General features: G+C 55.2%; 27 protein-coding genes and 1 tRNA gene. 22 read left to right on the top strand and 6 right to left on the bottom strand.

Going from position 1 to position 20,160, the window contains the following annotated elements:
- The first annotated feature begins 74 nt into the window (after positions 1 to 74).
- The 21 genes from JFL75_RS12510 (at position 75) to JFL75_RS12410 (ending at position 16,189) form a co-directional block, all read left to right on the top strand.
- Positions 75 to 767: a LolA family protein gene (locus JFL75_RS12510; RefSeq protein WP_215627019.1), complete on the top strand. Its 693-nt coding sequence runs from the start codon at positions 75 to 77 to the stop codon at positions 765 to 767.
- Between the two features lie 100 nt (positions 768 to 867).
- A complete protein-coding gene (locus JFL75_RS12505) occupies positions 868 to 1,986 on the top strand; it encodes a helix-turn-helix domain-containing protein (protein ID WP_215627018.1) in 1,119 nt (372 codons plus the stop codon).
- Between the two features lie 4 nt (positions 1,987 to 1,990).
- Entirely contained in the window at positions 1,991 to 3,346 is a 1,356-nt protein-coding gene (rimO, locus tag JFL75_RS12500; protein ID WP_215627017.1) for a 30S ribosomal protein S12 methylthiotransferase RimO, read from the top strand.
- A complete protein-coding gene (locus JFL75_RS12495) occupies positions 3,339 to 5,714 on the top strand; it encodes an ATP-dependent helicase (protein WP_215627016.1) in 2,376 nt (791 codons plus the stop codon). Before rimO ends, JFL75_RS12495 begins: the two co-directional genes overlap by 8 nt.
- A gap of 9 nt (positions 5,715 to 5,723) precedes the next feature.
- Complete coding sequence (locus JFL75_RS12490) at positions 5,724 to 6,587, top strand: hypothetical protein (RefSeq protein WP_215627015.1); 864 nt, start codon at positions 5,724 to 5,726, stop codon at positions 6,585 to 6,587.
- Between the two features lie 280 nt (positions 6,588 to 6,867).
- Positions 6,868 to 7,170, top strand: a complete 303-nt coding sequence (locus JFL75_RS12485) for a hypothetical protein (protein WP_215627014.1) — start codon at positions 6,868 to 6,870, stop codon at positions 7,168 to 7,170.
- Positions 7,171 to 7,195: 25 nt separating this feature from the next.
- Entirely contained in the window at positions 7,196 to 7,423 is a 228-nt protein-coding gene (locus tag JFL75_RS12480; protein ID WP_215627013.1) for a hypothetical protein, read from the top strand.
- 484 nt (positions 7,424 to 7,907) lie between these two features.
- Entirely contained in the window at positions 7,908 to 8,156 is a 249-nt protein-coding gene (gene rpsP / locus JFL75_RS12475; protein WP_215627012.1) for a 30S ribosomal protein S16, read from the top strand.
- 94 nt (positions 8,157 to 8,250) lie between these two features.
- Complete coding sequence (locus JFL75_RS12470; protein ID WP_215627011.1) at positions 8,251 to 8,484, top strand: KH domain-containing protein; 234 nt, start codon at positions 8,251 to 8,253, stop codon at positions 8,482 to 8,484.
- Positions 8,485 to 8,492: 8 nt separating this feature from the next.
- A complete protein-coding gene (gene rimM, locus JFL75_RS12465) occupies positions 8,493 to 9,005 on the top strand; it encodes a ribosome maturation factor RimM (RefSeq protein ID WP_215627010.1) in 513 nt (170 codons plus the stop codon).
- A complete protein-coding gene (trmD, locus tag JFL75_RS12460) occupies positions 9,002 to 9,793 on the top strand; it encodes a tRNA (guanosine(37)-N1)-methyltransferase TrmD (RefSeq protein ID WP_215627009.1) in 792 nt (263 codons plus the stop codon). The genes rimM and trmD overlap by 4 nt, the downstream gene beginning before the upstream one ends.
- A complete protein-coding gene (rplS, locus tag JFL75_RS12455; protein ID WP_215627008.1) occupies positions 9,790 to 10,221 on the top strand; it encodes a 50S ribosomal protein L19 in 432 nt (143 codons plus the stop codon). Before trmD ends, rplS begins: the two co-directional genes overlap by 4 nt.
- Positions 10,222 to 10,268: 47 nt before the next feature.
- Positions 10,269 to 11,276, top strand: coding sequence for a hypothetical protein (locus JFL75_RS12450; protein ID WP_215627007.1), 1,008 nt, complete (start codon positions 10,269 to 10,271; stop codon positions 11,274 to 11,276).
- Between the two features lies 1 nt (position 11,277).
- Positions 11,278 to 11,541, top strand: a complete 264-nt coding sequence (locus JFL75_RS12445) for an EscU/YscU/HrcU family type III secretion system export apparatus switch protein (RefSeq protein ID WP_223292643.1) — start codon at positions 11,278 to 11,280, stop codon at positions 11,539 to 11,541.
- A complete protein-coding gene (locus JFL75_RS12440) occupies positions 11,538 to 12,710 on the top strand; it encodes an HD-GYP domain-containing protein (protein ID WP_215627006.1) in 1,173 nt (390 codons plus the stop codon). The genes JFL75_RS12445 and JFL75_RS12440 overlap by 4 nt, the downstream gene beginning before the upstream one ends.
- Positions 12,707 to 13,054 carry a YraN family protein gene (locus tag JFL75_RS12435; protein ID WP_215627005.1) on the top strand — a complete coding sequence of 116 codons (348 nt, stop codon included), beginning with the start codon at positions 12,707 to 12,709 and terminating at the stop codon, positions 13,052 to 13,054. Before JFL75_RS12440 ends, JFL75_RS12435 begins: the two co-directional genes overlap by 4 nt.
- A 2-nt stretch (positions 13,055 to 13,056) precedes the next feature.
- A complete protein-coding gene (locus JFL75_RS12430) occupies positions 13,057 to 13,242 on the top strand; it encodes a hypothetical protein (protein ID WP_215627004.1) in 186 nt (61 codons plus the stop codon).
- Positions 13,214 to 13,690 (top strand): hypothetical protein, encoded by a 477-nt coding sequence (locus JFL75_RS12425; RefSeq protein WP_215627003.1) that lies wholly within the window; start codon positions 13,214 to 13,216, stop codon positions 13,688 to 13,690. Before JFL75_RS12430 ends, JFL75_RS12425 begins: the two co-directional genes overlap by 29 nt.
- Positions 13,690 to 14,889, top strand: coding sequence for a GGDEF domain-containing protein (locus JFL75_RS12420; RefSeq protein ID WP_215627002.1), 1,200 nt, complete (start codon positions 13,690 to 13,692; stop codon positions 14,887 to 14,889). The genes JFL75_RS12425 and JFL75_RS12420 overlap by 1 nt, the downstream gene beginning before the upstream one ends.
- A gap of 102 nt (positions 14,890 to 14,991) precedes the next feature.
- Entirely contained in the window at positions 14,992 to 15,702 is a 711-nt protein-coding gene (gene mtnN / locus JFL75_RS12415; RefSeq protein ID WP_215627001.1) for a 5'-methylthioadenosine/S-adenosylhomocysteine nucleosidase, read from the top strand.
- Between the two features lie 10 nt (positions 15,703 to 15,712).
- Positions 15,713 to 16,189, top strand: a complete 477-nt coding sequence (locus JFL75_RS12410) for an S-ribosylhomocysteine lyase (RefSeq protein WP_215627000.1) — start codon at positions 15,713 to 15,715, stop codon at positions 16,187 to 16,189.
- Between the two features lie 13 nt (positions 16,190 to 16,202).
- Here JFL75_RS12410 and JFL75_RS12405 read toward each other — a convergent pair.
- From JFL75_RS12405 to rplM, 6 genes are all read right to left on the bottom strand, one after another.
- Positions 16,203 to 16,273: transfer RNA gene (locus JFL75_RS12405), tRNA-Gly, on the bottom strand.
- 338 nt (positions 16,274 to 16,611) lie between these two features.
- The gene (locus tag JFL75_RS12400; protein ID WP_215626999.1) at positions 16,612 to 16,905 is read right to left on the bottom strand and encodes an acylphosphatase; all 294 of its coding nucleotides are present in this window, start codon (positions 16,903 to 16,905) and stop codon (positions 16,612 to 16,614) included.
- Positions 16,906 to 16,925: 20 nt separating this feature from the next.
- The gene (locus JFL75_RS12395; RefSeq protein WP_215626998.1) at positions 16,926 to 17,549 is read right to left on the bottom strand and encodes a response regulator; all 624 of its coding nucleotides are present in this window, start codon (positions 17,547 to 17,549) and stop codon (positions 16,926 to 16,928) included.
- Between the two features lie 133 nt (positions 17,550 to 17,682).
- Positions 17,683 to 18,294 carry a regulatory protein RecX gene (locus tag JFL75_RS12390; RefSeq protein ID WP_215626997.1) on the bottom strand — a complete coding sequence of 204 codons (612 nt, stop codon included), beginning with the start codon at positions 18,292 to 18,294 and terminating at the stop codon, positions 17,683 to 17,685.
- Between the two features lie 23 nt (positions 18,295 to 18,317).
- Positions 18,318 to 18,710 carry a 30S ribosomal protein S9 gene (gene rpsI / locus JFL75_RS12385; protein ID WP_215626996.1) on the bottom strand — a complete coding sequence of 131 codons (393 nt, stop codon included), beginning with the start codon at positions 18,708 to 18,710 and terminating at the stop codon, positions 18,318 to 18,320.
- Positions 18,711 to 18,725: 15 nt separating this feature from the next.
- The gene (gene rplM / locus JFL75_RS12380; RefSeq protein WP_215626995.1) at positions 18,726 to 19,154 is read right to left on the bottom strand and encodes a 50S ribosomal protein L13; all 429 of its coding nucleotides are present in this window, start codon (positions 19,152 to 19,154) and stop codon (positions 18,726 to 18,728) included.
- Between the two features lie 738 nt (positions 19,155 to 19,892).
- On the opposite strand from rplM, the gene JFL75_RS12375 reads away from it, so the two are divergent.
- The gene (locus JFL75_RS12375; protein ID WP_215626994.1) at positions 19,893 to 20,159 is read left to right on the top strand and encodes a (2Fe-2S) ferredoxin domain-containing protein; all 267 of its coding nucleotides are present in this window, start codon (positions 19,893 to 19,895) and stop codon (positions 20,157 to 20,159) included.
- Position 20,160: the final 1 nt, after the last annotated feature.

Genomic DNA, 20,160 nt, shown 5'->3' with positions numbered 1-20,160 from the left:
TTGTATACCATTCGGGACTCGGGTAGTATATATTGATTGTTCCAAGGAACGGAGTTTTTTTACGGAGTACCATAATGAGACGGCAGATCTCTTGTATTATTTTCCTTTTTAGTGGAATTTTTTCTCTTTTTTCTCAAGAAATTATAACCGCGGAGCGGTATCTTTCAAATGTAGGGGAGCGTTACGGAACCATCAGGGATTATGAGGCGAAAATCGTAATCCGGTCCGGAAACAACGAAATGTTCGGCACCCTCAGCCATCTGGCGCCGGCGTTTCTGCGGATCGATTTTTCCACCCCCGCGGAACAGGTTATTGCCTTCAACGGTGATAACCTTACGGTGTACCTCCCTGATTACCGGGCGACCCTTGAGCAGAGTATCAGCTCATCCGCCAGGAGATCCACCGGAGCCGGGAGCGCATCCCTGGCAACGGCCCAGGGACTGATGCTGCTGCGGAGGAATTATATTCCGGCTTTTGTCCGGGGACCGGAGCCTGTTCCGCTGGAGGACGGCTCCGAAGAAATGGTGGTAAAACTCCGCCTGAGCCGCCGTTCCATTTCGGAAGGGTTCCGGGAGATACTGATGGATATAAACCCCGAAACGCTGCTGATCCGGCGTATCGAAGGGCGGACCATTGCCGACGGCATTGTCCGTTTTGACTTTCTTGATACAAGGATTAACCAGGGTATACCGGAACAGCGTTTTGTGTATGATTCACCGGCTTCGGCTAACCGGTTCAACAATTTCCTGTTCAGAGATACTGATTAAGCTTGACGCAGAACGGCAGGTTCTTACAGCCCTGTTATTGAAAAAATACTGATATTCGGCAGTCCCCGTAACGGACAGCGGAGGCCGGAGGAGGAATCCCGTGGAATCCCTGGGAGAAAAATTAAGGAATGCTCGGGAAAGCAAAGGCTACAGTTTCGATCATGTAGGCAGGGAAACCAATATTGCCCGCAGGTATCTGGAGGCCCTGGAGGCGGAGGATTTTTCGAAATTTCCCGGGGAGCCCTATATTCTCGGTTTTCTCCGGAATTACGGTGAATACCTTGGCCTGGATGTGCAGGAGCTTATGTCTCTGTACCGGTCACTGCGTATCCAGGAACAGCCGGTTCCCGTGGAACAGCTGCTTAAGCCGCAGCGCCATTTTCCGAAACCCCTTCTTATTGTGCTGATCGCGGTTGTCCTGGTGGGGCTGATCGCGGGGGCGGTTTACGGCATCCTGCAAATCCCCCGGGCCGATCCCGCCCCGGTTGTTCAGAACCGGACCCCTACGGAATACACCCTTGAAACCGCGTCCCTGGAACGGCGTCTATATATCGGGGATTCAATTCTTATCCCCGTAGGGAACGACCAGTTTAAGATGGAACTTATTTCTTTGGGGGATTCGGCGCTTATTTCGAGTCCCCTGGGTACTATTTCCCTGGATCTCAGCCAGGAGAAAGGGATCGATCTCGACGGGGATGGCTTGGATGATATCAGCATTACCCTGTCGGATTTTATCAGAAACGATCCTTCCAAAGGCGGTCTCATCCGCTTTGATCTTGCCGGCGCCGGTGATATGGATATGGCCGGCACCGGAGAAGCCGGCGCGGTTCTGGCCGCCGCGGGCGGTTCCGCTCCGGCTGTGAGTCCCGAGGTTATCAGCGGCAGCGCGGCTTCGGCCCCGGCGATCTTTACATCCCCCAGCGCGTATCCGTTTACTCTCCAGGCTACATTTAAGGGATACTGTATGTTCCGGTGGGAGAGTGACCGCCGGGAACGGGAGGAACGGTACTTCCACAAAGCGGATGTGCAGAATATCCAGGCCCAGAACGGAATCCGTATGTGGGTTTCCAATGCCAGTGCCGTCCGCCTCCAGGTAATCGGCGGCGGCCGAACGGTGGATCTGGAAATCGGCGGGCCCGGCGAAGTGGTGGTAGCGGATCTCCGGTGGGTCCGGGACGACGACGGCCGCTACAAACTGGTACTTGTCCGGCTCGACTGATCCTGTGCGGTATTTTCTCGACCCCTACGGCTGTGTAAAAAACCAGGTAGACGCCGAAACCATGATGTTTATCCTGGATAAGTCCGGCTGGTTATCCGTGGCCGACCCTTCCGAAGCGGATCTTATAATAATCAATTCATGCGGGTTTATTGAAAGCGCGAAACGGGAATCCCTGGACGCGGTTTTCTCCTTCCGGGGGGCGTACCCTGACAAAAAAATACTCCTCGCGGGCTGTCTCGCCCAGCGGTACGCCGCGGAACTGGCCGGCGATCTGCCGGAAGCGGATATGATTTTCGGGAACGGGGACCTTTCCCTGATCGCCGAAGCCGCGGAGAAGGCCATGGCCGGTCCCGGGGAACCTTTGGTTCCGTCCATTGATACCTCCGGTCTCAGGGATTTTGCCTGCTTTACGGGGGAGCGGAATCTCCTGTCCCTGCCGGGGTCCGCCTATGTTAAGATCACCGAAGGCTGCGACAACCGGTGTTCTTTCTGCGCCATCCCGAATATCCGGGGCCCCCTGCGGAGCCGCCCCATTGCGGCCGTCACCGATGAATGCCGGACGCTTCTGGACAGGGGCATCCGGGAACTCTGCATCATCGGCCAGGACCTCGGTTCCTACGGAATAGACGGCGCCGCGGGCGCCTTTGAACCGGGTACCTGCCGCCTCCCGGAGCTTCTGAATACCATTTCCGGCCTGGAAGGCCGGTTCTGGGTGCGCCTTCTGTATATTCATCCCGATAATTTTCCCCTGCCAATCCTGGATATCTGCCGCCGGGATCCCCGGATCCTGCCGTACTTCGATATTCCCTTTCAGCACGCCTCGGAGCCCGTTCTCAAGGCCATGAACCGCCGGGGATCGGCCCCGAAGTATCTTGAGCTGATCGGTACTATCCGGCAGGCCCTGCCCGGCGCGGTGGTCCGTTCCACCTTTATGACGGGCTTCCCCGGGGAAACCGAAGAAGATTTCCGGCAGCTCCTTGATTTCCAGGAAAAAGCCCGGCTCGACTGGCTCGGTGTTTTCGCCTATTCCCGGGAGGAAGATACCCCCGCGTTCGGCATGAAACCGGCCGTGGCAAAATGCGTTGCCGAAAACCGGAAGCAGCAGATCGAGGACCGCCAGATTCCCATCACCGAAGCTCAAATGGACCGGTTCGTGGGGAAAACCCTGGATATTCTGGTGGAAGAGGCCGTTACCAATGAGGACGGCCTCTACTTGGGCCGGACCGCGGCCCAGGCGCCGGAGGTTGACGGCGCCACGGTGATCAATGCCGACGGCGTTCTGACGCCGGGGACCTTTATCCGGGGCAGGGTATTTTCCCGCTCCGGCTTCGATCTGGACGCGGCGTACATTCATGAGTAAAAACAGCAAGCCCGCGGCGCAGGTTCCGCCGTACCTGGAGACGCTTAATCCGGAACAGCAGGAGGCAGTGCTCCACAGCGGCAGTCCGCTCCTGATCCTGGCCGGGGCCGGCTCCGGCAAAACCCGGGTTATTACCACCAAGATCGCCTATCTCATCAGGGACCGGGGAATGGATCCCCGGTCGATCCTGGCGGTGACCTTTACCAATAAAGCCGCCCGGGAAATGGCGGACCGGGCCCGGATTATCGAACCCCGGGCTGGGGATGCCATGCTCCGGACTTTCCATTCCTTCGGCGCGTGGTTCCTCCGGCGGAACGGCTCCGTGCTGGGGCTCAATCCGTCCTTCGTAATCTACGATGACGACGACACGGTTTCCCTGCTGGCGACACTTATGGGAGATTCATCCCGGGCGGAGGTAAAGCATACCGCCCATCTCATTGCCCGGGCCAAGGACTACTTTCTCAATCCCGATGATCCGGAACTGGATATTATTGAACACCGGAGCAGCTTCCGCAAAACCTACGCCCGGTACGAAGAGCGGATGCTGCAGATCGGCAATGTGGATTTCGGGGACCTCATCAAAAAACCCGTGGAAGCCCTCCGGGTCTCGCCGGAACTCGCACAGCGTTTCCGGGACCGGTTCCGGGTTATTCTGGTGGATGAATACCAGGACTCCAACGTCGCCCAGTTCGAGCTGCTCAAGGCGCTCTGCGGACCCGAAACCTACGTCTGTGTGGTGGGCGACGACGATCAGTCGATTTACCGGTTCCGGGGCGCCGAAGTCCGGAACATTCTTGAATTCCCGGACCGTTTCCCGGGAACGGAGATCGTCAGGCTGGAACGCAACTACCGTTCCACCGCCCCCATCCTGGATCTGGCCTCTTCCGTGGTGGACCACAATGAGGGCCGTCTCGGCAAAAAGCTCCGCTCCGAACGGGGGCCGGGCAAGACGCCGACCCTGGCGTTCCTGCCGGACCAGGATTCGGAGGTGGCCTTCTGCGCCGAACTCATCGGCCAGTCCGTTTCCGGGAAGACTTCCCGGTATTCCGACTGGGCGGTTCTGTACCGGACCAACGCCCAGTCCCTGGGATTTGAGACGGAATTTCTCCGGCGGCGCATCCCCTACCGGGTGGTGGGATCCCTTAAGTTTTACGAACGGGAGGAAGTCAAGGACGCCCTGGCCCTCCTTTCATTCCTGGTGAATCCACGGGACGAAGTCGCCTTCCGCCGGGTAGTGAATAAGCCCGCCCGCGGGGTGGGAGCGGCCACTGTGGACCGTATCGTTCTGGAAGCGTCCGCCGGGATGTTTGCCGGAGACGGCGGCCTTGGCTTATCCCAGGACGGACTGGAGGGCGATTTGGCCGCCGCTTCCCGGCGAGTGCTTTCTTCGCTGTCCGCGAAGGCAAAAGCCGGTCTTGAGACCTTTCTTTCCGCGGTGGAGGGCGCCCGGACGCTTCTCTCGGGGGACGGTCCCGGCGGTGAAGATGACGGCGGTGGTTCCGCCTCTGACCCTGAAAGCCCGAAAACCAAATCAAAGAAGGGCGGGAAAAAAAAGGAAGCCGCCCCCGATCTCCGGGGCGGCGTGGGCCTTTCCGCCTGTGTGGTCCGGCTCGTCCAGGACGCGGGGATCGCCGAATACCATCTGGCCCACGATGAAATTGCCGGCAACCAGCGGATCGCCAACCTCCAGGAACTGGCCAACGCCGCCAGTCTGTACCCCGCCGGCGAGGAGGGGCTTCTGGAATTTCTGGAGCACGTGGAACTGGACCGTTCTATGGAACAGGATGAAGGCGTTGATGATGCGGTTACCCTGATTACTCTGCACAACACCAAGGGACTGGAATTTCCCCGGGTCATCATGACCGGCCTTGAACAGGGGGTGTTCCCCCGGGACGACAAGAAGGGGGATGACCTTGAGGAAGAGCGGCGGCTGTTTTACGTCGGGGCCACCCGGGCCATGGATGAACTGTATATCACTTCCTGCGCCCAGCGCCGTTTGTTCGGCCGGACCCAGCCGACGCAGCCCTCCCTGTTTCTCCATGAAATAACCCCCGACGCTGTCCGTATCATAGGAAGCTGTCCCTACGGGTTTACCCCGACGGAGCAGCCCCCGGCGGACCGGTCCTCCGGGATGGTTCCGAACCGGAGCGGACCGATAAACGGGCAGGCGAAACGGTCCTCCGACGGCCGCTGGCAGGTTGGGGACCGGGTGTTCCACGATGATTACGGGTACGGGGCGGTGACCAATATCCGGGAAGGGGATGACGGCCCGGTGATTCAGGTCGGGTTTGAAACCGGAAGAGAAGTCCGTTTTTTAAGCGAATTCCAGAGTTCCCGGTTTATGAAAATCCAAGCGGACGATTTTTGAGGACAGCCTATGTATGATGACGGGTCCGGTTCCGGACTGCTGCAGTATATTCCTCCTATCCGGCGCGCCCGGGGATACCGGCTGTACACCGGGGACGGCCGCCGTTTTCTGGATCTCTGGCAGTACGGCGGCAGGGCTCTCCTGGGTCACAATCCGCCGGGAATGCTCCAGGTGCTGAAAAACACCGCCTCCCGGGGACTCTTTGCGCCTTTTTTCGACCCCACAGGCCTGGGCCGGCTGGAAAAAGCCCTGGGCCGGCTGTTCCCCGGCAGGGAATTCCGGGTGTACCGGGATGACCGTTCCCTTGAGGCGGCTCTGGAAGCCGCGGGGTACCGGGTTCCTGCGGACAAGCCGCTGCTGGACCCGGCTTTTGCCTTAAAAACAGATCCGGCCGCGTCCGGAGGCATCACCCTCTGGCGGCCATTCCTTTCCGATGATCCCTCCCGGATATTCACGGTTCCGGAAGACCAGCCCGTTCTCATGCCGGTTCTGCCCCTTCCCCTGGAGCATTCCTTCCGGGTTCTCGCCCTCGATGCTTCGGCAGCGGCGGCATTTCCCGGATCCGATCCGGTTTCGCCGGTACTGCTTTCCGCCGCCGCCAGGGTTGTCCATACCCTGGCCGGGGAAGGGCAGGCCCTCCGGTCCTGGCGTAATTACTCCGCCGTGGACCGAGCCCTTCAGAACGGGCCCTGGAAACGGACCGGTATCTATCTGGTATTTCAGAACCTCCTGGACGAAGAAGCCTACAAAAGCCTGTTTCTCCGGTTCCTGGAAGCCGGATTTATCCTTCCGCCGACCCCGGACCTTCCGGCTATACTTCCCGGCGAAATGTCTCCGGGGGAAGCGGCAAAACTTATTCGCATGTGGGTTTAATCCAGGCTTCGCCTGGGTTAAACCCACATACAATCCTTCAGCCTTCGGCTGGTTCTGATATGGAAAGGATTATATACATCGCTTACGCGATGTGCGAATACCTTGCAGAACCAACATACCCCGCCGAACCGTAGGTTCGACTTCAGGGCGGGGTTGTTGATTTCACTCTTGCCATTTCAGCCGTAAGAAAGGATACTATAGTCAAATAATCTGAATTATTTGACTATTTCCGATTGTAAGTGTTTCTGATTATCAGAAACTTAAATTAAAGGAATATAATATGGATATAGGTGAAATTATATTTATTTCCAGCCGTCTGCTGCTCGGTGCGCTGGCGTCTTTTTTCGCTATCATGCTTTGGTCTAAAACCAGGGACATAGCGTGGATGCTCATTGTGATCGGGACCATAGCGGCTTACGTGGAAACCGTATATTCCATACTTGAAAACTTTGGTATTGTCGGGGACAATGTGGTCTCCATCGGCAGGATTCCGCTGGTATCCATAATACTGCCCAATCTGCCTACGATTTTCTTTATCGCCGCCTTTATGGTAATGGTGGCCCGCAAAACCCGCCGAAGATAAGGCGCCCCGCACCAGGAGACCGTGTATGAAATCGCTGATTATCGGGATTGTAATTCTTCTCGCCGCCGTTGCCGCGGTTATCCCCGCCGGACTCGGCTGGGGCCCCGCGGTGGTATTCTTCCTTAAAGGTTTTGTCCCGGTTCTTTTGTTCCTCGCGGGCATAGTAGTCGTGCTGGTGGGCATCGCCGATATGAAGGACCGCGGCCGCCCCTCCGGAAAAGGCCCCGAAAAGCCCTCCCAGGACCCGCAGTAACCCTTTTGGGGACGTTAAAAACACAGACACCTGAAAGGCAGCCGGACCGAGAACCAGAAGTGGGGGTGATGGAAGCCCCCGGAGCGGCAAAACGGAACGTTTTCCCGCGATGAGGCTGAAATCAGGGGGAGCCGCCCGCCGGAAATAGTTATCCCCGGCAGGTAGAAGCACCAAGTACCCGGTCGAAAAGGTAACGCCGGGTGGTATACAACAGAGGGCATGAGCGACTTTCGAGGCCGCAGGCCGACACGGAGCCATGCCCTCTGTTGTATACCAGGACCCGCAGAACTGATTCTCGGGTTCTTGGTGCATATACAGCTCAGTGCTCCCCCTCATCCTTGACTAATCAGCCGCTTTCCGGTATAACTGAATCCCACGCCCTGTGATGGCGAACCGTAACCGTCAGGCGGGTTTGTCCGAGCCCCTGCCGGTTTAATCCAGCTGATCGGACTTCACCGAAAGTGGAACTTTTAGGAGGACTTTAATGGCCGCAAGAATCAGGCTCAAGAAATTTGGCAGCAAGAAGAGACCCTATTACCGTATCGTTGTCATGGACAGCAGGGCTCCCCGGGACGGCAAAACCATTGACGAACTCGGATACTACCATCCGATTGAAACCGAAGACAAGCAGATTCAGCTGAATACCGAGAAAGTAAAAACCTGGCTCTCCAACGGCGCCACGGTTTCCGATACGGTCCATAAGATTCTGAACAAAAAGAGCATCTCCTTATAATCCTTTTCTTTACTTAACATGCCGCGGCGCGGCGCGTTCTCAGGATTGGAATGTGTAATGCGGAAAATGGTATATCCCGTATAAGGAGTCTGTAATGGAAAAAGATCTTGTTGAATATATTGTCAAATCCCTGGTGGATGATCCTTCGTCGGTGCAGGTAAATGTCATTGAAGGAGAAAAATCCACCATCCTCGAACTTAGGGTAGCCCCCGATGATATCGGCAAGGTTATCGGAAAACATGGGCGCATTGCCAAGGCTATCCGCACGGTGCTCCAGGCGGCCACGGCAAAAAGCGGCAAGCGGACTGTTTTGGAGATACTGGACTAGGATTCCCTTTGACTGAACGTTTTGTTGCCGGCCTCGTGGGGAGTCCCCACGGCATAAAAGGCTTTGTAAAAATCCGGTCCCTTTCCGGTGAACGGGACCATTTTTTTGAACTAAAAAACGCTGTCCTCTGGCACAAAGGCCGGGAACAGCAGTACGAAATTGAGGAAGTAACCGATACGGCGGCGGCGCTGCTGGTGAAATTCCGGGGAATCGACAGCCCCGAAGCGGCAAAGCTTCTGGCGGGCGCGGAAATCCTGGTTGACCGGGACCAGGCGGTTCCGCTGTATGAGGATGAATACTATATCGAAGACCTCAAGGGGCTTCGGGTTGTATATACGGGGGATGCCGAATCCCCGGTCGGGGAAATTACCGATGTTATGGAAGGCGGCGGCGGAGAACTGATTGAGATCCGCCTCAGCTCCGGAGAATACCGGCTCGTTCCTTTCAGAAAGGAATTTTTCGGCGACATAGACCTTACGGAGCGCCGTGCGGTGCTCCTGGAACCATGGATTCTGGAATGAAGTATACGGTCCTGACCCTCTTTCCCGAGATTGTGGACGCCTTTTTTTCCAGTTCCATCATGGCCAAGGCCGTGCAGCGGGGCATAATCGGGTACCGTGCCGTCAATATACGGGATTTTGCCCTGGATAAGCACCACAGCTGCGACGACAGCCCTTATGGCGGCGGCGCGGGAATGCTTATGATGGCCGAGCCCCTGGGGATGGCCCTGGAAGCCCAGGGTGTTGTCCCGGGCAGACCGCCGTCGGAATCCAGCCGGCCAAGGGTCGTGTATCTATCCCCTTCCGGGAAGCCCTTTAACCAGGAGCTTGCCCGGGAATTCGCGGCGGAAGAAGAGCTGGTGCTCATCTGCGGCCGCTACGAAGGCATCGACCAGCGGATTATCGATGCCTATGTGGATGATGAAATTTCTATCGGGGATTACGTGCTTTCCTCCGGGGAAGTAGCGGCCCTGGTGGTCATAGACGCGAGTTACCGGCTTATTGACGCGGTGATAACCCCGGAGTCCCTGGAGGAAGAGAGTTTTTCCGACGGACTGCTGGAATATCCCCAGTATACACGGCCGGAAATTTATGGTACGATGCGGGTCCCGGATGTTCTGCTTTCGGGTCACCATGAAAACATACGGCGTTGGCGTTTAAGGCAGCGGGTTGAAAAAACCCTGCTGGTCCGGCCGGATCTGATCCGCCGGGGACTGGAAAAAGATGCCTTTGACGCAGAGACGCGTAAACTTATACAGGAGATGCGGGACGCGCAGGATTGCGCGGCGGATCCCGAGGGGGAAACATGAATGAGATCAGGGCTATCGAAGCCTCCCAGATGAAGGAAGAACTGGATTCGTTCAAAGTCGGTGATACCGTCAAGGTTCACTTCAAAATTGTTGAAGGAAAAAACGAACGTATCCAGGTGTATGAAGGCCTGGTTATTGCCATGAAAAACAGCCGGGTGGGAAAAACCTTCACCGTGCGCAAAAACTCCTACGGCGTCGGCGTAGAACGGGTATTCCCCATTCATTCACCCCGGATCGCCCGGGTTGAACTGGTCCGGCCCGGTAAAGTACGGCGGGCGAAACTGTACTATATCCGGGGCAAGATCGGCAAGGCTGCGAAGATTAAAGAGCTTATCATCAAGAAGAACCCCGCTGCTAAAGCGGCTGCCAAGGCAGCGGCTCCCGCGGCGGAAACTGCCAATACCACAGCCGAAGCCGCCCAGAACTGAGGTTTTCCGTGAGGCTGACGCCTCCGGATTTCCCGGACGCTCACCGGATGAAACGTGATGTTTCATCCGGCCAGGCTAAAACAAACGCGCCGTCCCCGCTTTTATCAAATTCAGCAGACAGTAACAATTCCGCTGCGGCCTACGCCGGCAAATCTCTTCCCTCCGCGGACGCTTTTTTTGTGCAGCCCCATAAACTGGGGTCGGAAATTCCGCAGAATGTAAAACAGCTCATCACTTCTTTGGGGCTTCCCCCGGATGCGCTTTCGGCGTCCCTTATTTCCTTCGCCCGTTATTTTTCCCTGGACCTCGAACCCTCCCGGCTGCTTCAGTTTCACCGGATTATCAGCAGCTTCAGGCATGGACGGGAAGCCGCTGCCCTGGGGGCCGCCGCCGCGGAAGACAAGGGGGCGGTGCTTACCAAGGAATCCCTCCACCTGTTCGCGGATGCCATTGATCCCGGCTCCCGGGGCGGTTCCGGCGAAGATTCTCCCCCGGGATCCAATTCCGGGGATTCTTCCGGCGGAGGAAGCGGCCGCTCCGGCAGCGGAACCAGGGACGATGCCGGCGATCCGGAAAAAAAGACGGATAAACCGCGGCAGGTCCCGCCGGACGCATCCGCTGTCCGGGAAATGGCCGCGGCCGGCGCTTCCGGAGAAACCGTTCAGGGCATACTTAACCGGCTTCCGGGCAAAAATGGCCGCAGATGGGCGGTATTTCCCTTTAAATTTGAATCCCAGGGTGAAGAATTTGCCGTAACTGTACGAATATTATTAATAGGGGAGAATAATTCTTCCTGCAAAGCCGGGCGGCTGGCCGCGGATATCCGTTCCTCCCGCCGGCGGTGGCTTTTTGTACTGGACCGCCCCGGCGAAGCGGATTCAGCGGGTCTGGTCCAGGTTTCCCCCATGGGAGCGGAGCGGAAGAAGCTGGAACGTGAGCTGTCGGAATTGCTCGCCGGATTTGTCCGGAGAGTCCGGGTCGTTGACGGGGATGGGTTTTCCTGGTTTCCCGACGGCAGAAATGATGAACTGCCTTCGGTCAACGAGGAGGTGTAGCGTGAAAGGCCCGGGCAGGAAAAAAGCCTCCGCCCTAATGTATACCGCCGGAACCCCCGCGCCCCAGGTCATTGCCAAGGGTTCGGGGAGGGATGCGGAGCTGATCGTCGCGGCGGCCGAAAAGGCCGGTGTGGAAGTCGTGGAGGACCCCGCTTTGGCGGCCCTACTTGATTCAAGTTCCAAAGTGGGGGAATATATACCGGAGTGGTGCTGGGAGGCTGTGGCTAAGATTCTCGCATTCGTAATTTCAAAGGAACAGAAATGAAAAAAATACCGGTAAAATCTTTGCGGGCCGGACAGTCGTTCACCGAACCGGTCTATGTCGAAGGAAACAGCCTTCTGGTCCCTGCGGGAATCGCGGTCAGAAAAAAGGATATCGACCGGCTTGAGTCATGGGGCATTGAAGAGGTATACACCGACGGTGCGATGATCACCGAGTCCCAGAAGGCAAAAGACGGTAAAGCCGCCGAAATGGCCGACAAAAAACGCCAGGCAAAGAGTGTGCTCTCCCTTTCCGCGGTGCAGGAAAACAAAGGGGCCTACCGTACCTACATAGACCTTATCGAGCGGCTGGAAAACGTTTTTTCCAACATTTCTTCGGGAATATCCGTGGAAGTCCGTTCAATTGACAACATTGCCGGAAACCTGCTCCACGCGGTCAGAGAGCAGCGGGACCAGATTATCGGATTTATCCTGGGAGGCGAAGTCACCGGCCACAGCCTTTCGAAAAGTTCCGTAAACACAGCCATCCTTTCCGCCCTGATCGCCATGGAGCTCAAGCTTCCCAACCATAAGATAATGCAGATTACCACCGGCGCGCTTCTCCACGATGTGGGCATGCTCCGGCTTCCCAAGGAGATTCTGGAAAAGAAGGGCGGCCTTACGGACGCCGAGCTGCAGCGGATGCAGGCCCATCCCCTGTATACCTATAAAATAATCTGCAAGGAACTGCTGTATCCCGAGGATGTGGGTGTCATTGCCCTGCAGCACCATGAACGCTGGGACGGCGAGGGGTATCCCCGCCGCATCGCGGGTACCAATATCGATATCGGCGCCCGGATTGTATCCGTGGCCGACGCCTTTGAGGCCATGGTCAGCGAGAAACCCTACCGCAACTCCATGATGGGGTACCAGGCGATGAAAAACCTGCTGTCGGATAATTCCCGGCGTTTTGATCCCGATGTACTCAAAGCCTTTATTCAGACCATGGGAATTTACCCCATCGGCTCCATTATCCTGCTCAACAACGGGGCCATTGCCCGGGTAGTGGAAGTCAGGGGCGACGCCCCCCTGCGGCCGAATATCCGTATCCTTATAGATGAATTCGGCAAAGTCTACAAACAGGATGAAGGTGACCTGATAGAACTGCTCACTGAAAAGAGCCTTTTTATCGCCCGGGCCCTTGACCCCAAGGAAATTAACAAAAAGCAGTGACCAATTCCGCCGCCGGGACCCAGGGCGAAAGCCGGGCCGCCCGGTTCCTTGCCGACGCGGGAATGTCCGTTGTCGGGCGGAACTTCCGGTCCCAATACGGAGAGGTTGATATTATTGCCAAGGACGGGGATACCCTCGTTTTTGTTGAAGTTAAGAGCTGGCGCGGCTACGGGTTTGACGCGTTGGAACAGAGTATCGATATGAAAAAACAGCGGCGGATCATAGAAACCGCTAAGTATTTCCTGTCATCCCATCGAGAATATAACAGTATGGCAGTCCGGTTTGACGTAGTGTTCGTGAGCCCCCGGGATATTCAGCATTTGGTATCTGCATTTATGGAGTAAGTATGGCCGCAAATCAATTGAAGCAGCACACCGATGATTTGAGAATTGAAAAACTCCGTGAAATGGTAGATAATGAGGAATACCTGCACAATGCGATACACCGGATTGCTCAGGTTCTGAGCAATGAGATCCTCAGCACCACCGAGGGAGGGGCTTACAATGAGCGGCAATGGACGGGGCGGAAATAAGCGGCGGCGGTCTTTTAAAAACCGTGACCGTGAAACCTGGGCACAGGACGGCCGGAACAGGAACGAAAAACCCCGGTACGACAAACAGAAAGGCGTTATTGTCGACCGCCCGAAATGGGCTCCCCCGAAGGTAAGCACCGAGCCGCTGCCTGTGCCGGATTGCCCCATCTGCGGAAAACCCATCAAGGATATTGCCTCCGCCATTACCGATAAAAAATTCGGCCAGCCGGTCCATTTTGAATGCATGGCTGCCCAGATCGCCGCGAAGGAACCCCTCGGCGAGGGCGATACCGTAAGCTACATCGGCGGCGGCCGTTTCGGTATTCTCCATTATCCGAACCCTCAGGACCGCAGGAATTTCCAGATAAAAAAAGTCTTCGAATGCGAAGACAAAGAAAACCGGGCCGAATGGCGTAAAACCGTAGCCGACAGGTATTCTACAACGTAATGAACAACGGCGAGCATGCTGAGGATTTTCTAACCAGCCCTAAGGTTTTAGAAAATTATACACTGCTCCAGGATATCGGCGTTTTCAAATATATCGACGAAATGAACCGGGAAATCCGGAGTTACAAAAGCCTGCTCGGCAGCGCCGCGGATATTTTCAACCGGACCACCATCAACGACATCATGGACGCCACGGTATGGCAGATTTCCGACCAATTCCTCCCGTCATTTATTGTTTTCCTCTGGAGGCCCCTTCACAACCGGGAAGAAATAACCATCAAGGGCTACAAAAATTACAAAATGATCGATTTGTCCCTGGACCTAAAAACCATAAGCCCCTTTGAAGCGTTTTTCCAGAAGTATCCAAAACCCATTAATTTTGATCTTCTGGTTTACCAGCTGGCGGACGATGAGGCCATCAAACCCCTGGAAGAACTCCACCCCGAAATTGTTGTCCCGATCCTCGGACCTTCGGGACTGTACTGCCTCATCCTCATAGGGCCCAAAATGCTCGGGGATGAGTATTCTTCCCGGGAGCTGTCGTATCTGGGCGGACTCATGGGGTTTGTTTCCCAGGCCATTCAGAACCACCTTCATTACGAACATTCCGTCAGGGATGTTAAGACGGGGCTCTTCAACCACGGGTTTTTTATCAGCAGGATGAATGAGGAAATTGCCCGGACAAAACGGTTCAGGACGGTTTCATCGCTGATTGTCATGGATGTTGATAAATTCAAAAACTTCAATGACAGCTACGGCCATCTGGCGGGTGACCGGGTTCTGGAATACATCGGCCGTTCAATAAAAAAAAGTGTCCGCTCCGAAGACATACCTTCCCGTTTCGGCGGGGAGGAATTTACCATCCTGCTGCCGAACACCGGCAAGGAAATGGCCTGGACCGTCGCGGAGCGCCTGAGAATGGCGATATCGGGTATGAAAGTGCCCTGGGTCCCCCCGCTTCCCCAGGTCACCATCAGCGCCGGGGTAATCACCTTTGACGAGCGCTCCGGTATGACCGCTGACGAAATCATTAACCGTGCCGATGAGGCTCTCTATTTGTCCAAAGCCCGGGGGCGGAATATGACAACCGTGTGGGGCATGGGCCTTCTGTTCAGGATTGAGCGGGAGCTGAAGAGACAGCGGGAAATGGCGGAATCGCCGGATTTGGCAGCTCCTGAAACCCCGGACAGCCGCATTTAAAAGAATCACCTCCCTTATTCCGAAGTATTCCCCATCGCAGCGCCGCTGTCCGGCAATTGCGGTTTTGCCGCGCATGGGCTATATTTTTCGTTGGAGGTGCCCATGATCGGTATTATTGGAGCTATGGAAGACGAAGTCGCGCTTCTGCGTTCCGCCATGGAAGGCGCGGTGGCAAAAACCGTCGGCCAGTTTGAATTCATCAGCGGAAACCTCGAGAAAAAAGCGGTGGTTCTCCTGCGGTGCGGCATCGGAAAAGTCAACGCCGCGGTAGGCTGTGCCCTGCTTGTTACGGAATTCGCCCCCGATTTCGTTATCAATACCGGTTCCGCCGGAGGAATAGATCCCAGCCTGAATTTCGGGGACGCGGTTATTTCCAATGGGCTGGTGTACCACGATGTGGACGTGACCGCATTCGGTTATAAGATGGGCCAGGTTCCCGGCTGCCCGGAAATTTTTCCGGTTCCTGCGGACCTTATCAACCGAGCCGAAAGCGCCGTGGACAGCCTCAAAGCGGAAGGGACACTTCCCAGGGAATTCACCCACGTCCGGGGGCTTATCGGTTCCGGGGACGTATTTATGCACGAACCGGAGCGGATCGCCGAAGCAAGAAAGCTTTTTCCCGCTATGTGCGCCGTTGAAATGGAAGGCGCCGCCATTGCCCACGCCTGCTCCATGTTTTCAGTTCCCTCGCTTATCATCAGGGCGCTTTCGGATATCGCGGGTACGGAATCTCCGGTCACCTTTGACGAATTTCTCCCGGTGGCTTCCAAGCATTCCAGCGAAATTGTCCGCCGGATAGTGCGGGATTCTTAAGGACTTACCAATGGAAAAAATCGCCAGTTTTCAGATTGATCACCTGCGGCTCAAACCCGGTGTGTATGTTTCCCGGAAGGACCGTTTCGGGGAAACCCTGCTTACGACTTTTGATCTCCGTTTTAAGGAACCCAACAACGAGCCGGTGATGGATATGCCGGCCCTGCATACGATTGAGCACCTGGGGGCAACCTTTCTCCGGTCCCATCCGGATTGGTCCGGCCGGGTGGTCTATTTCGGCCCCATGGGGTGCAGGACCGGGTTTTATCTTATTCTCGAAGGGGATCTGGAATCCCGGGACATTCTTCCGCTTCTTTCCGAAATGATTCGATGGATTCTTGCTTTTGAGGGGCCCATTCCGGGAGCCGCAGCCGCGGAATGCGGGAACTGGCAGGAACAGAATCTGGATATGGCAAAGTGGGAAGCCGGCAGGTACGGTGAAGTTATCGGGAACCCCGGGCCGGACAGGCTGGAGTACCCCAAATAAAAAAGCCCACCGAAGCGGCCGACGGGAGTCGAACCCGCGTCACGAGCTTGGGAAGCTCGGGTAATACCGTTATACAACGGCCGCTTCGGTGGACCTTACGGGATTTTTACTCTACCGGAAACCCTATGGCTTGTCAATAACGGGCTTGCAGGGCAGCCGCAGTATACATGTGTATAACGGTAAAGAAGTATGGAGGAACATTCTGAGGGGCCCGTCAGATGAAAAAAATATCCGCAAAGCGGTATTTCTTTTCATCTGACACCCCGCTCCGCTTTTTCACACCATACTTTTATACATTTCTCCGTATACACTGCGGTTGCCCTGACTTTGACAGGGGGCTGGATGCGGTGATTTTTCTGGAAAATTGTGACGCCGGGTTCCGGGGCTAGTCCTATCCGGACAATGCAGCAGGTACCCTGCTGTCAGTAATCAATGGTGAATGAGCTGTATCGGCGGTCAATGTTCCTTGCTTCGTGGTGCAGCGATTCTACCCGGGCGCCCGGCGGGCCGTGTCTGAGCCACCGGAGAAAGGCTTCGGTTTTTTCTTTGGGGCCCTGGGCAAAAACCTCCACGGTTCCGTCGCTGGTATTGCGTACCCATCCGCAGAGACCCTGTCTGCGGGCTTCGGTAAACGCAGAATACCTGAATCCTACTCCCTGGACAGTGCCGCTGACGACCGCGAAAAAAGCGCAGGCGCCCGATTTTTTATGTTCCATAAAACCGCAGGATTCCGCTGTCAGATATAAGCTTTCTCGACGACCTTTTTTTCCAGTTCGAGTATTTCACTGGCAAGGCTGTTGAAATTCAGCGGTTTGGCCAGATACGCGTCGGCCCAGTTGGAAATAACATCCTTCCGTTCCTTGGGGATATCGAGGCCGGTAATTATGATTACAAAAGGTTTCCCTAAGGAAGGATCTTCCTTGATTTTCCGGCACAATTCGTAGCCGTCAATTCCGGGCAGGTCAATATCGAGAATAATGAACCCTGGTTTTGAAGCTATGAGTTCCTTTCCCGCCTCAAAACCGTCATAGGCCTGAATAATCCGGTACTTGGGCAGTTTTTTTTCCACCCACCGTTTAAGGAGATCGTTTAACTCGCGGTCGTCATCGACAATGAGCATGGTATCCCAATCAATATCACGTTTAAGAATATTGGTAACTTCATCGGGAATCCGCATGCCCCGCTTATCCAAGAAAGAAGACAGATCCTCAGCATAGACCCGGTATTGACCGCCTGGCGTGGTAAACGCCTTAAGATGACCGTTCCGTATCCAGTTGATTGCGGTCTGGTTTACCACACCGCAAATATTTGCAACCTCAAGGGCCGAGAAAATTCTTATCTTACGTTCGTTCTTGGCCATAATCTCCCCCAGCGCTGTAACTCATTAATTTATCGTATGACAAATATTACATTTATCATATTAATATGAGTATATCATACATGACTAGTATGTTAAACATAAAATTTGTAATAATTGCTCAATAAAATCATAATTATTTCTGCTCAAAATAACAGTCTATCACACTTTTTGAGAATTTCTCGGCTTTCAGCCGGTATTTTACAGATTGTGCCTCGTCTTGGATATCTAATTTCTTTTTTTTGAGAAATAGCGTCAAAAGTTCCATTTCCGTATCGGAATCCATGGATGAACGTACCGCTTCCCATGCCTGGCGCTGGGGTATTCCCCGGCGGCATAGGGCATTCGCCATTTTTAGGGGGCTATCTCCGCCGGAGATCCGGGAACGGATCAGCCGTTCCGCGAAACGGCGGTCATCGATAATGCCTAAACCGGAAAGATGCCCGATAACAGCCGCGGTGCACTCCCGGGAGTGACCCCGCTGTTCCAGCTTCCGGGTGATACCAAAACAGCACTGTTCCGCCCGCGAAACGAGGCTCAGGGCGGCTTTTTCCGCCCGGAAGCACCGGGACGCGAAACGGAGGGCTTCTTCCTGGGATTCGGATAGTTCTGATTCGGGGTTAAAAAGAGTGCTGTCCTGGAGATGGCTGGGCAAATAGATGATACGCAGGGAAAATAAAGAACCGTCCGAAAGCCCTATTCGCAGGACCTCCGGATCGGTTCCCTGTTTGAAAGACAGTACCGTCATGGTACGTAAACGATAGAGCTGTTTTAGCGCTTGGAGAACTGGAAGCGCTTGCGTGCGCCGGCCTGGCCGTATTTTTTCCGTTCCACCATACGAGGATCCCGGGTCAGGTATCCATTGCTCCGCAGCGCGGTATAATTGGTCTGGTCCACCTGGCACAGAGCCCGGGAAAGGCCGTGCAGGCAGGCGCCGGCCTGGCCGTTGATACCGCCGCCGTATACATTAATGAGAATATCGTATTTGTTTTCACTGGAAGTGACCATCAGGGGCTGGCGCACCATCATGGCATGCTCGCCCTGGGGAAAATACTGATTCAGCTCTTTGCCGTTAATCACGATTTTTCCGTTACCGTCCCGAATATATACCCGGGCAACGGAGGTTTTCCTTCTTCCTGTTCCGATACCGAGATTTTTTATCACCTTATCACCTCTTCATTACAGTTCGATAGCCTGGGGATTCTGAGCAGCATGGGGGTGATCAGACCCCGCATACACCTTTACATTCTTGAGCAGTTTGCGGCCCAGGGGCCCCTTGGGGAGCATTCCCTTGATAGCCAGTTCCAGGGGCGACGCGGGATGGCGTGCAATCTGCTTTTCGAAGTTAACCGCCTTTAATCCGCCGACGTAACCGGTGTGCCGGTAGTACATCTTCTGCTGCGCTTTGCGGCCGGTGACGGCAATTTTATCGGCATTTATAACCACCACATAATCACCCACTTCCTGGTGCGGGGCAAATATGGGTTTTTCTTTACCCCGTACAATGGACGCGGCTTTGGCTGCGACTCTGCCGAGGACTTTTCCTTCGGCGTCGATCACAAACCATTTCCGTTCCACTTCCGCGGGTTTAACGAATACAGTTTTCATACTATACCTTACTCAAGTTACTAAGTTTTACCGAAGCCGGACGGATTTTTTGTAACGGTTAAAACCCATGCGGCGGTCCGGGTTTCCAGTCCACCGGACTGAAAATACCTTCATCCGGATTGGCATCAGCGGATGATATGCTTATAGAGCAATAGTGAATAATCCCATGAAAGGGGTCCCCATGTCAAGGCGCATACATTATGCCGGTATTCAGCAGCGAAGCATGGTGTTTTACCGGGTCCGGGGGTCCTGCCGGGGAATATGGGGTATGGCTCCTCGTCGGCCTGCGGCCTCGAAAGTCGCTCATACCCCATATTCTCCGGCACCCCGCGTTACCATTATGGCACCATGCTTCGCTGCTGCTTCTCTGGTATGATGCGGGCGCTTTGACATAGGGACTAGCCGGGGACTCGAAGAGGGGGCAGCGCAGAAGCGTTTGTGTCACCTGTGGCACAAACCTTCGGAGCGAGGGGGAGCAGCCCGCGCAACCGGGCAGTACCGGGACGGTTAAGCCGGAAAGCACCCGGGCCGTAACGGTAACGCCGGGTCTGTTGTATAAAACGACTTTCGAGGCCGCAGGCCGCTGAGGAGCCAATCCCCTTTTTATACGACAGGACCCGCAGTACCGGTAAACACGGGTGCTTTCCGGATTGTCAGACCCGGTGCTCCCCCGCATATCGTGTTGACTTTATCGATATAATTTTATATATTGATCGTATCCTGAAAAAGGAGCAACGTATGGCTGATGGGGTTTGTTCAATACAGATATGTATGGGAAGTTCGTGTTTTTCCCGGGGCAACGGGCTGAACGCGGAGCTGATACAGCGGATGATGTCCGACGGTGAAAACATCGGAAAATTTTCTTCCGCAGAAATTTCCGGTACCCTCTGCGAGGGTCTGTGCAAGGATGGTCCCATTGTGATCATCGACGGAACCGTATACCGGCATGTTACGCCCATTGTGCTCCAGGATCTGCTGAAAAAGAGAGATGAGGTTTCCGCGTAAT

It is taken from the genome of Breznakiella homolactica (genome assembly GCF_016616095.2).
In the GTDB taxonomy this organism is placed as follows: Bacteria; Spirochaetota; Spirochaetia; order Treponematales; family Breznakiellaceae; genus Breznakiella; species Breznakiella homolactica.
Note: the sequence above shows the minus strand (reverse complement) of the source record. Positions and strands in the feature narration are given on the sequence as shown.

Excerpts from the sequence above, each read along its gene's own strand:
- JFL75_RS12510 (WP_215627019.1), top strand. The coding sequence starts at position 75 with ATGAGACGGCAGATCTCTTGTATTATTTTCCTTTTTAGTGGAATTTTT.
- JFL75_RS12495 (WP_215627016.1), top strand. The coding sequence starts at position 3,339 with ATGAGTAAAAACAGCAAGCCCGCGGCGCAGGTTCCGCCGTACCTGGAG.
- JFL75_RS12490 (WP_215627015.1), top strand. The coding sequence starts at position 5,724 with ATGTATGATGACGGGTCCGGTTCCGGACTGCTGCAGTATATTCCTCCT.
- JFL75_RS12485 (WP_215627014.1), top strand. The coding sequence starts at position 6,868 with ATGGATATAGGTGAAATTATATTTATTTCCAGCCGTCTGCTGCTCGGT.
- JFL75_RS12480 (WP_215627013.1), top strand. The coding sequence starts at position 7,196 with ATGAAATCGCTGATTATCGGGATTGTAATTCTTCTCGCCGCCGTTGCC.
- rpsP (WP_215627012.1), top strand. The coding sequence starts at position 7,908 with ATGGCCGCAAGAATCAGGCTCAAGAAATTTGGCAGCAAGAAGAGACCC.
- JFL75_RS12470 (WP_215627011.1), top strand. The coding sequence starts at position 8,251 with ATGGAAAAAGATCTTGTTGAATATATTGTCAAATCCCTGGTGGATGAT.
- trmD (WP_215627009.1), top strand. The coding sequence starts at position 9,002 with ATGAAGTATACGGTCCTGACCCTCTTTCCCGAGATTGTGGACGCCTTT.
- rplS (WP_215627008.1), top strand. The coding sequence starts at position 9,790 with ATGAATGAGATCAGGGCTATCGAAGCCTCCCAGATGAAGGAAGAACTG.
- JFL75_RS12450 (WP_215627007.1), top strand. The coding sequence starts at position 10,269 with ATGAAACGTGATGTTTCATCCGGCCAGGCTAAAACAAACGCGCCGTCC.
- JFL75_RS12440 (WP_215627006.1), top strand. The coding sequence starts at position 11,538 with ATGAAAAAAATACCGGTAAAATCTTTGCGGGCCGGACAGTCGTTCACC.
- JFL75_RS12430 (WP_215627004.1), top strand. The coding sequence starts at position 13,057 with ATGGCCGCAAATCAATTGAAGCAGCACACCGATGATTTGAGAATTGAA.
- JFL75_RS12425 (WP_215627003.1), top strand. The coding sequence starts at position 13,214 with ATGAGCGGCAATGGACGGGGCGGAAATAAGCGGCGGCGGTCTTTTAAA.
- JFL75_RS12420 (WP_215627002.1), top strand. The coding sequence starts at position 13,690 with ATGAACAACGGCGAGCATGCTGAGGATTTTCTAACCAGCCCTAAGGTT.
- mtnN (WP_215627001.1), top strand. The coding sequence starts at position 14,992 with ATGATCGGTATTATTGGAGCTATGGAAGACGAAGTCGCGCTTCTGCGT.
- JFL75_RS12410 (WP_215627000.1), top strand. The coding sequence starts at position 15,713 with ATGGAAAAAATCGCCAGTTTTCAGATTGATCACCTGCGGCTCAAACCC.
- JFL75_RS12400 (WP_215626999.1), bottom strand. The coding sequence starts at position 16,905 with ATGGAACATAAAAAATCGGGCGCCTGCGCTTTTTTCGCGGTCGTCAGC.
- JFL75_RS12395 (WP_215626998.1), bottom strand. The coding sequence starts at position 17,549 with ATGGCCAAGAACGAACGTAAGATAAGAATTTTCTCGGCCCTTGAGGTT.
- JFL75_RS12390 (WP_215626997.1), bottom strand. The coding sequence starts at position 18,294 with ATGACGGTACTGTCTTTCAAACAGGGAACCGATCCGGAGGTCCTGCGA.
- rplM (WP_215626995.1), bottom strand. The coding sequence starts at position 19,154 with ATGAAAACTGTATTCGTTAAACCCGCGGAAGTGGAACGGAAATGGTTT.
- JFL75_RS12375 (WP_215626994.1), top strand. The coding sequence starts at position 19,893 with ATGGCTGATGGGGTTTGTTCAATACAGATATGTATGGGAAGTTCGTGT.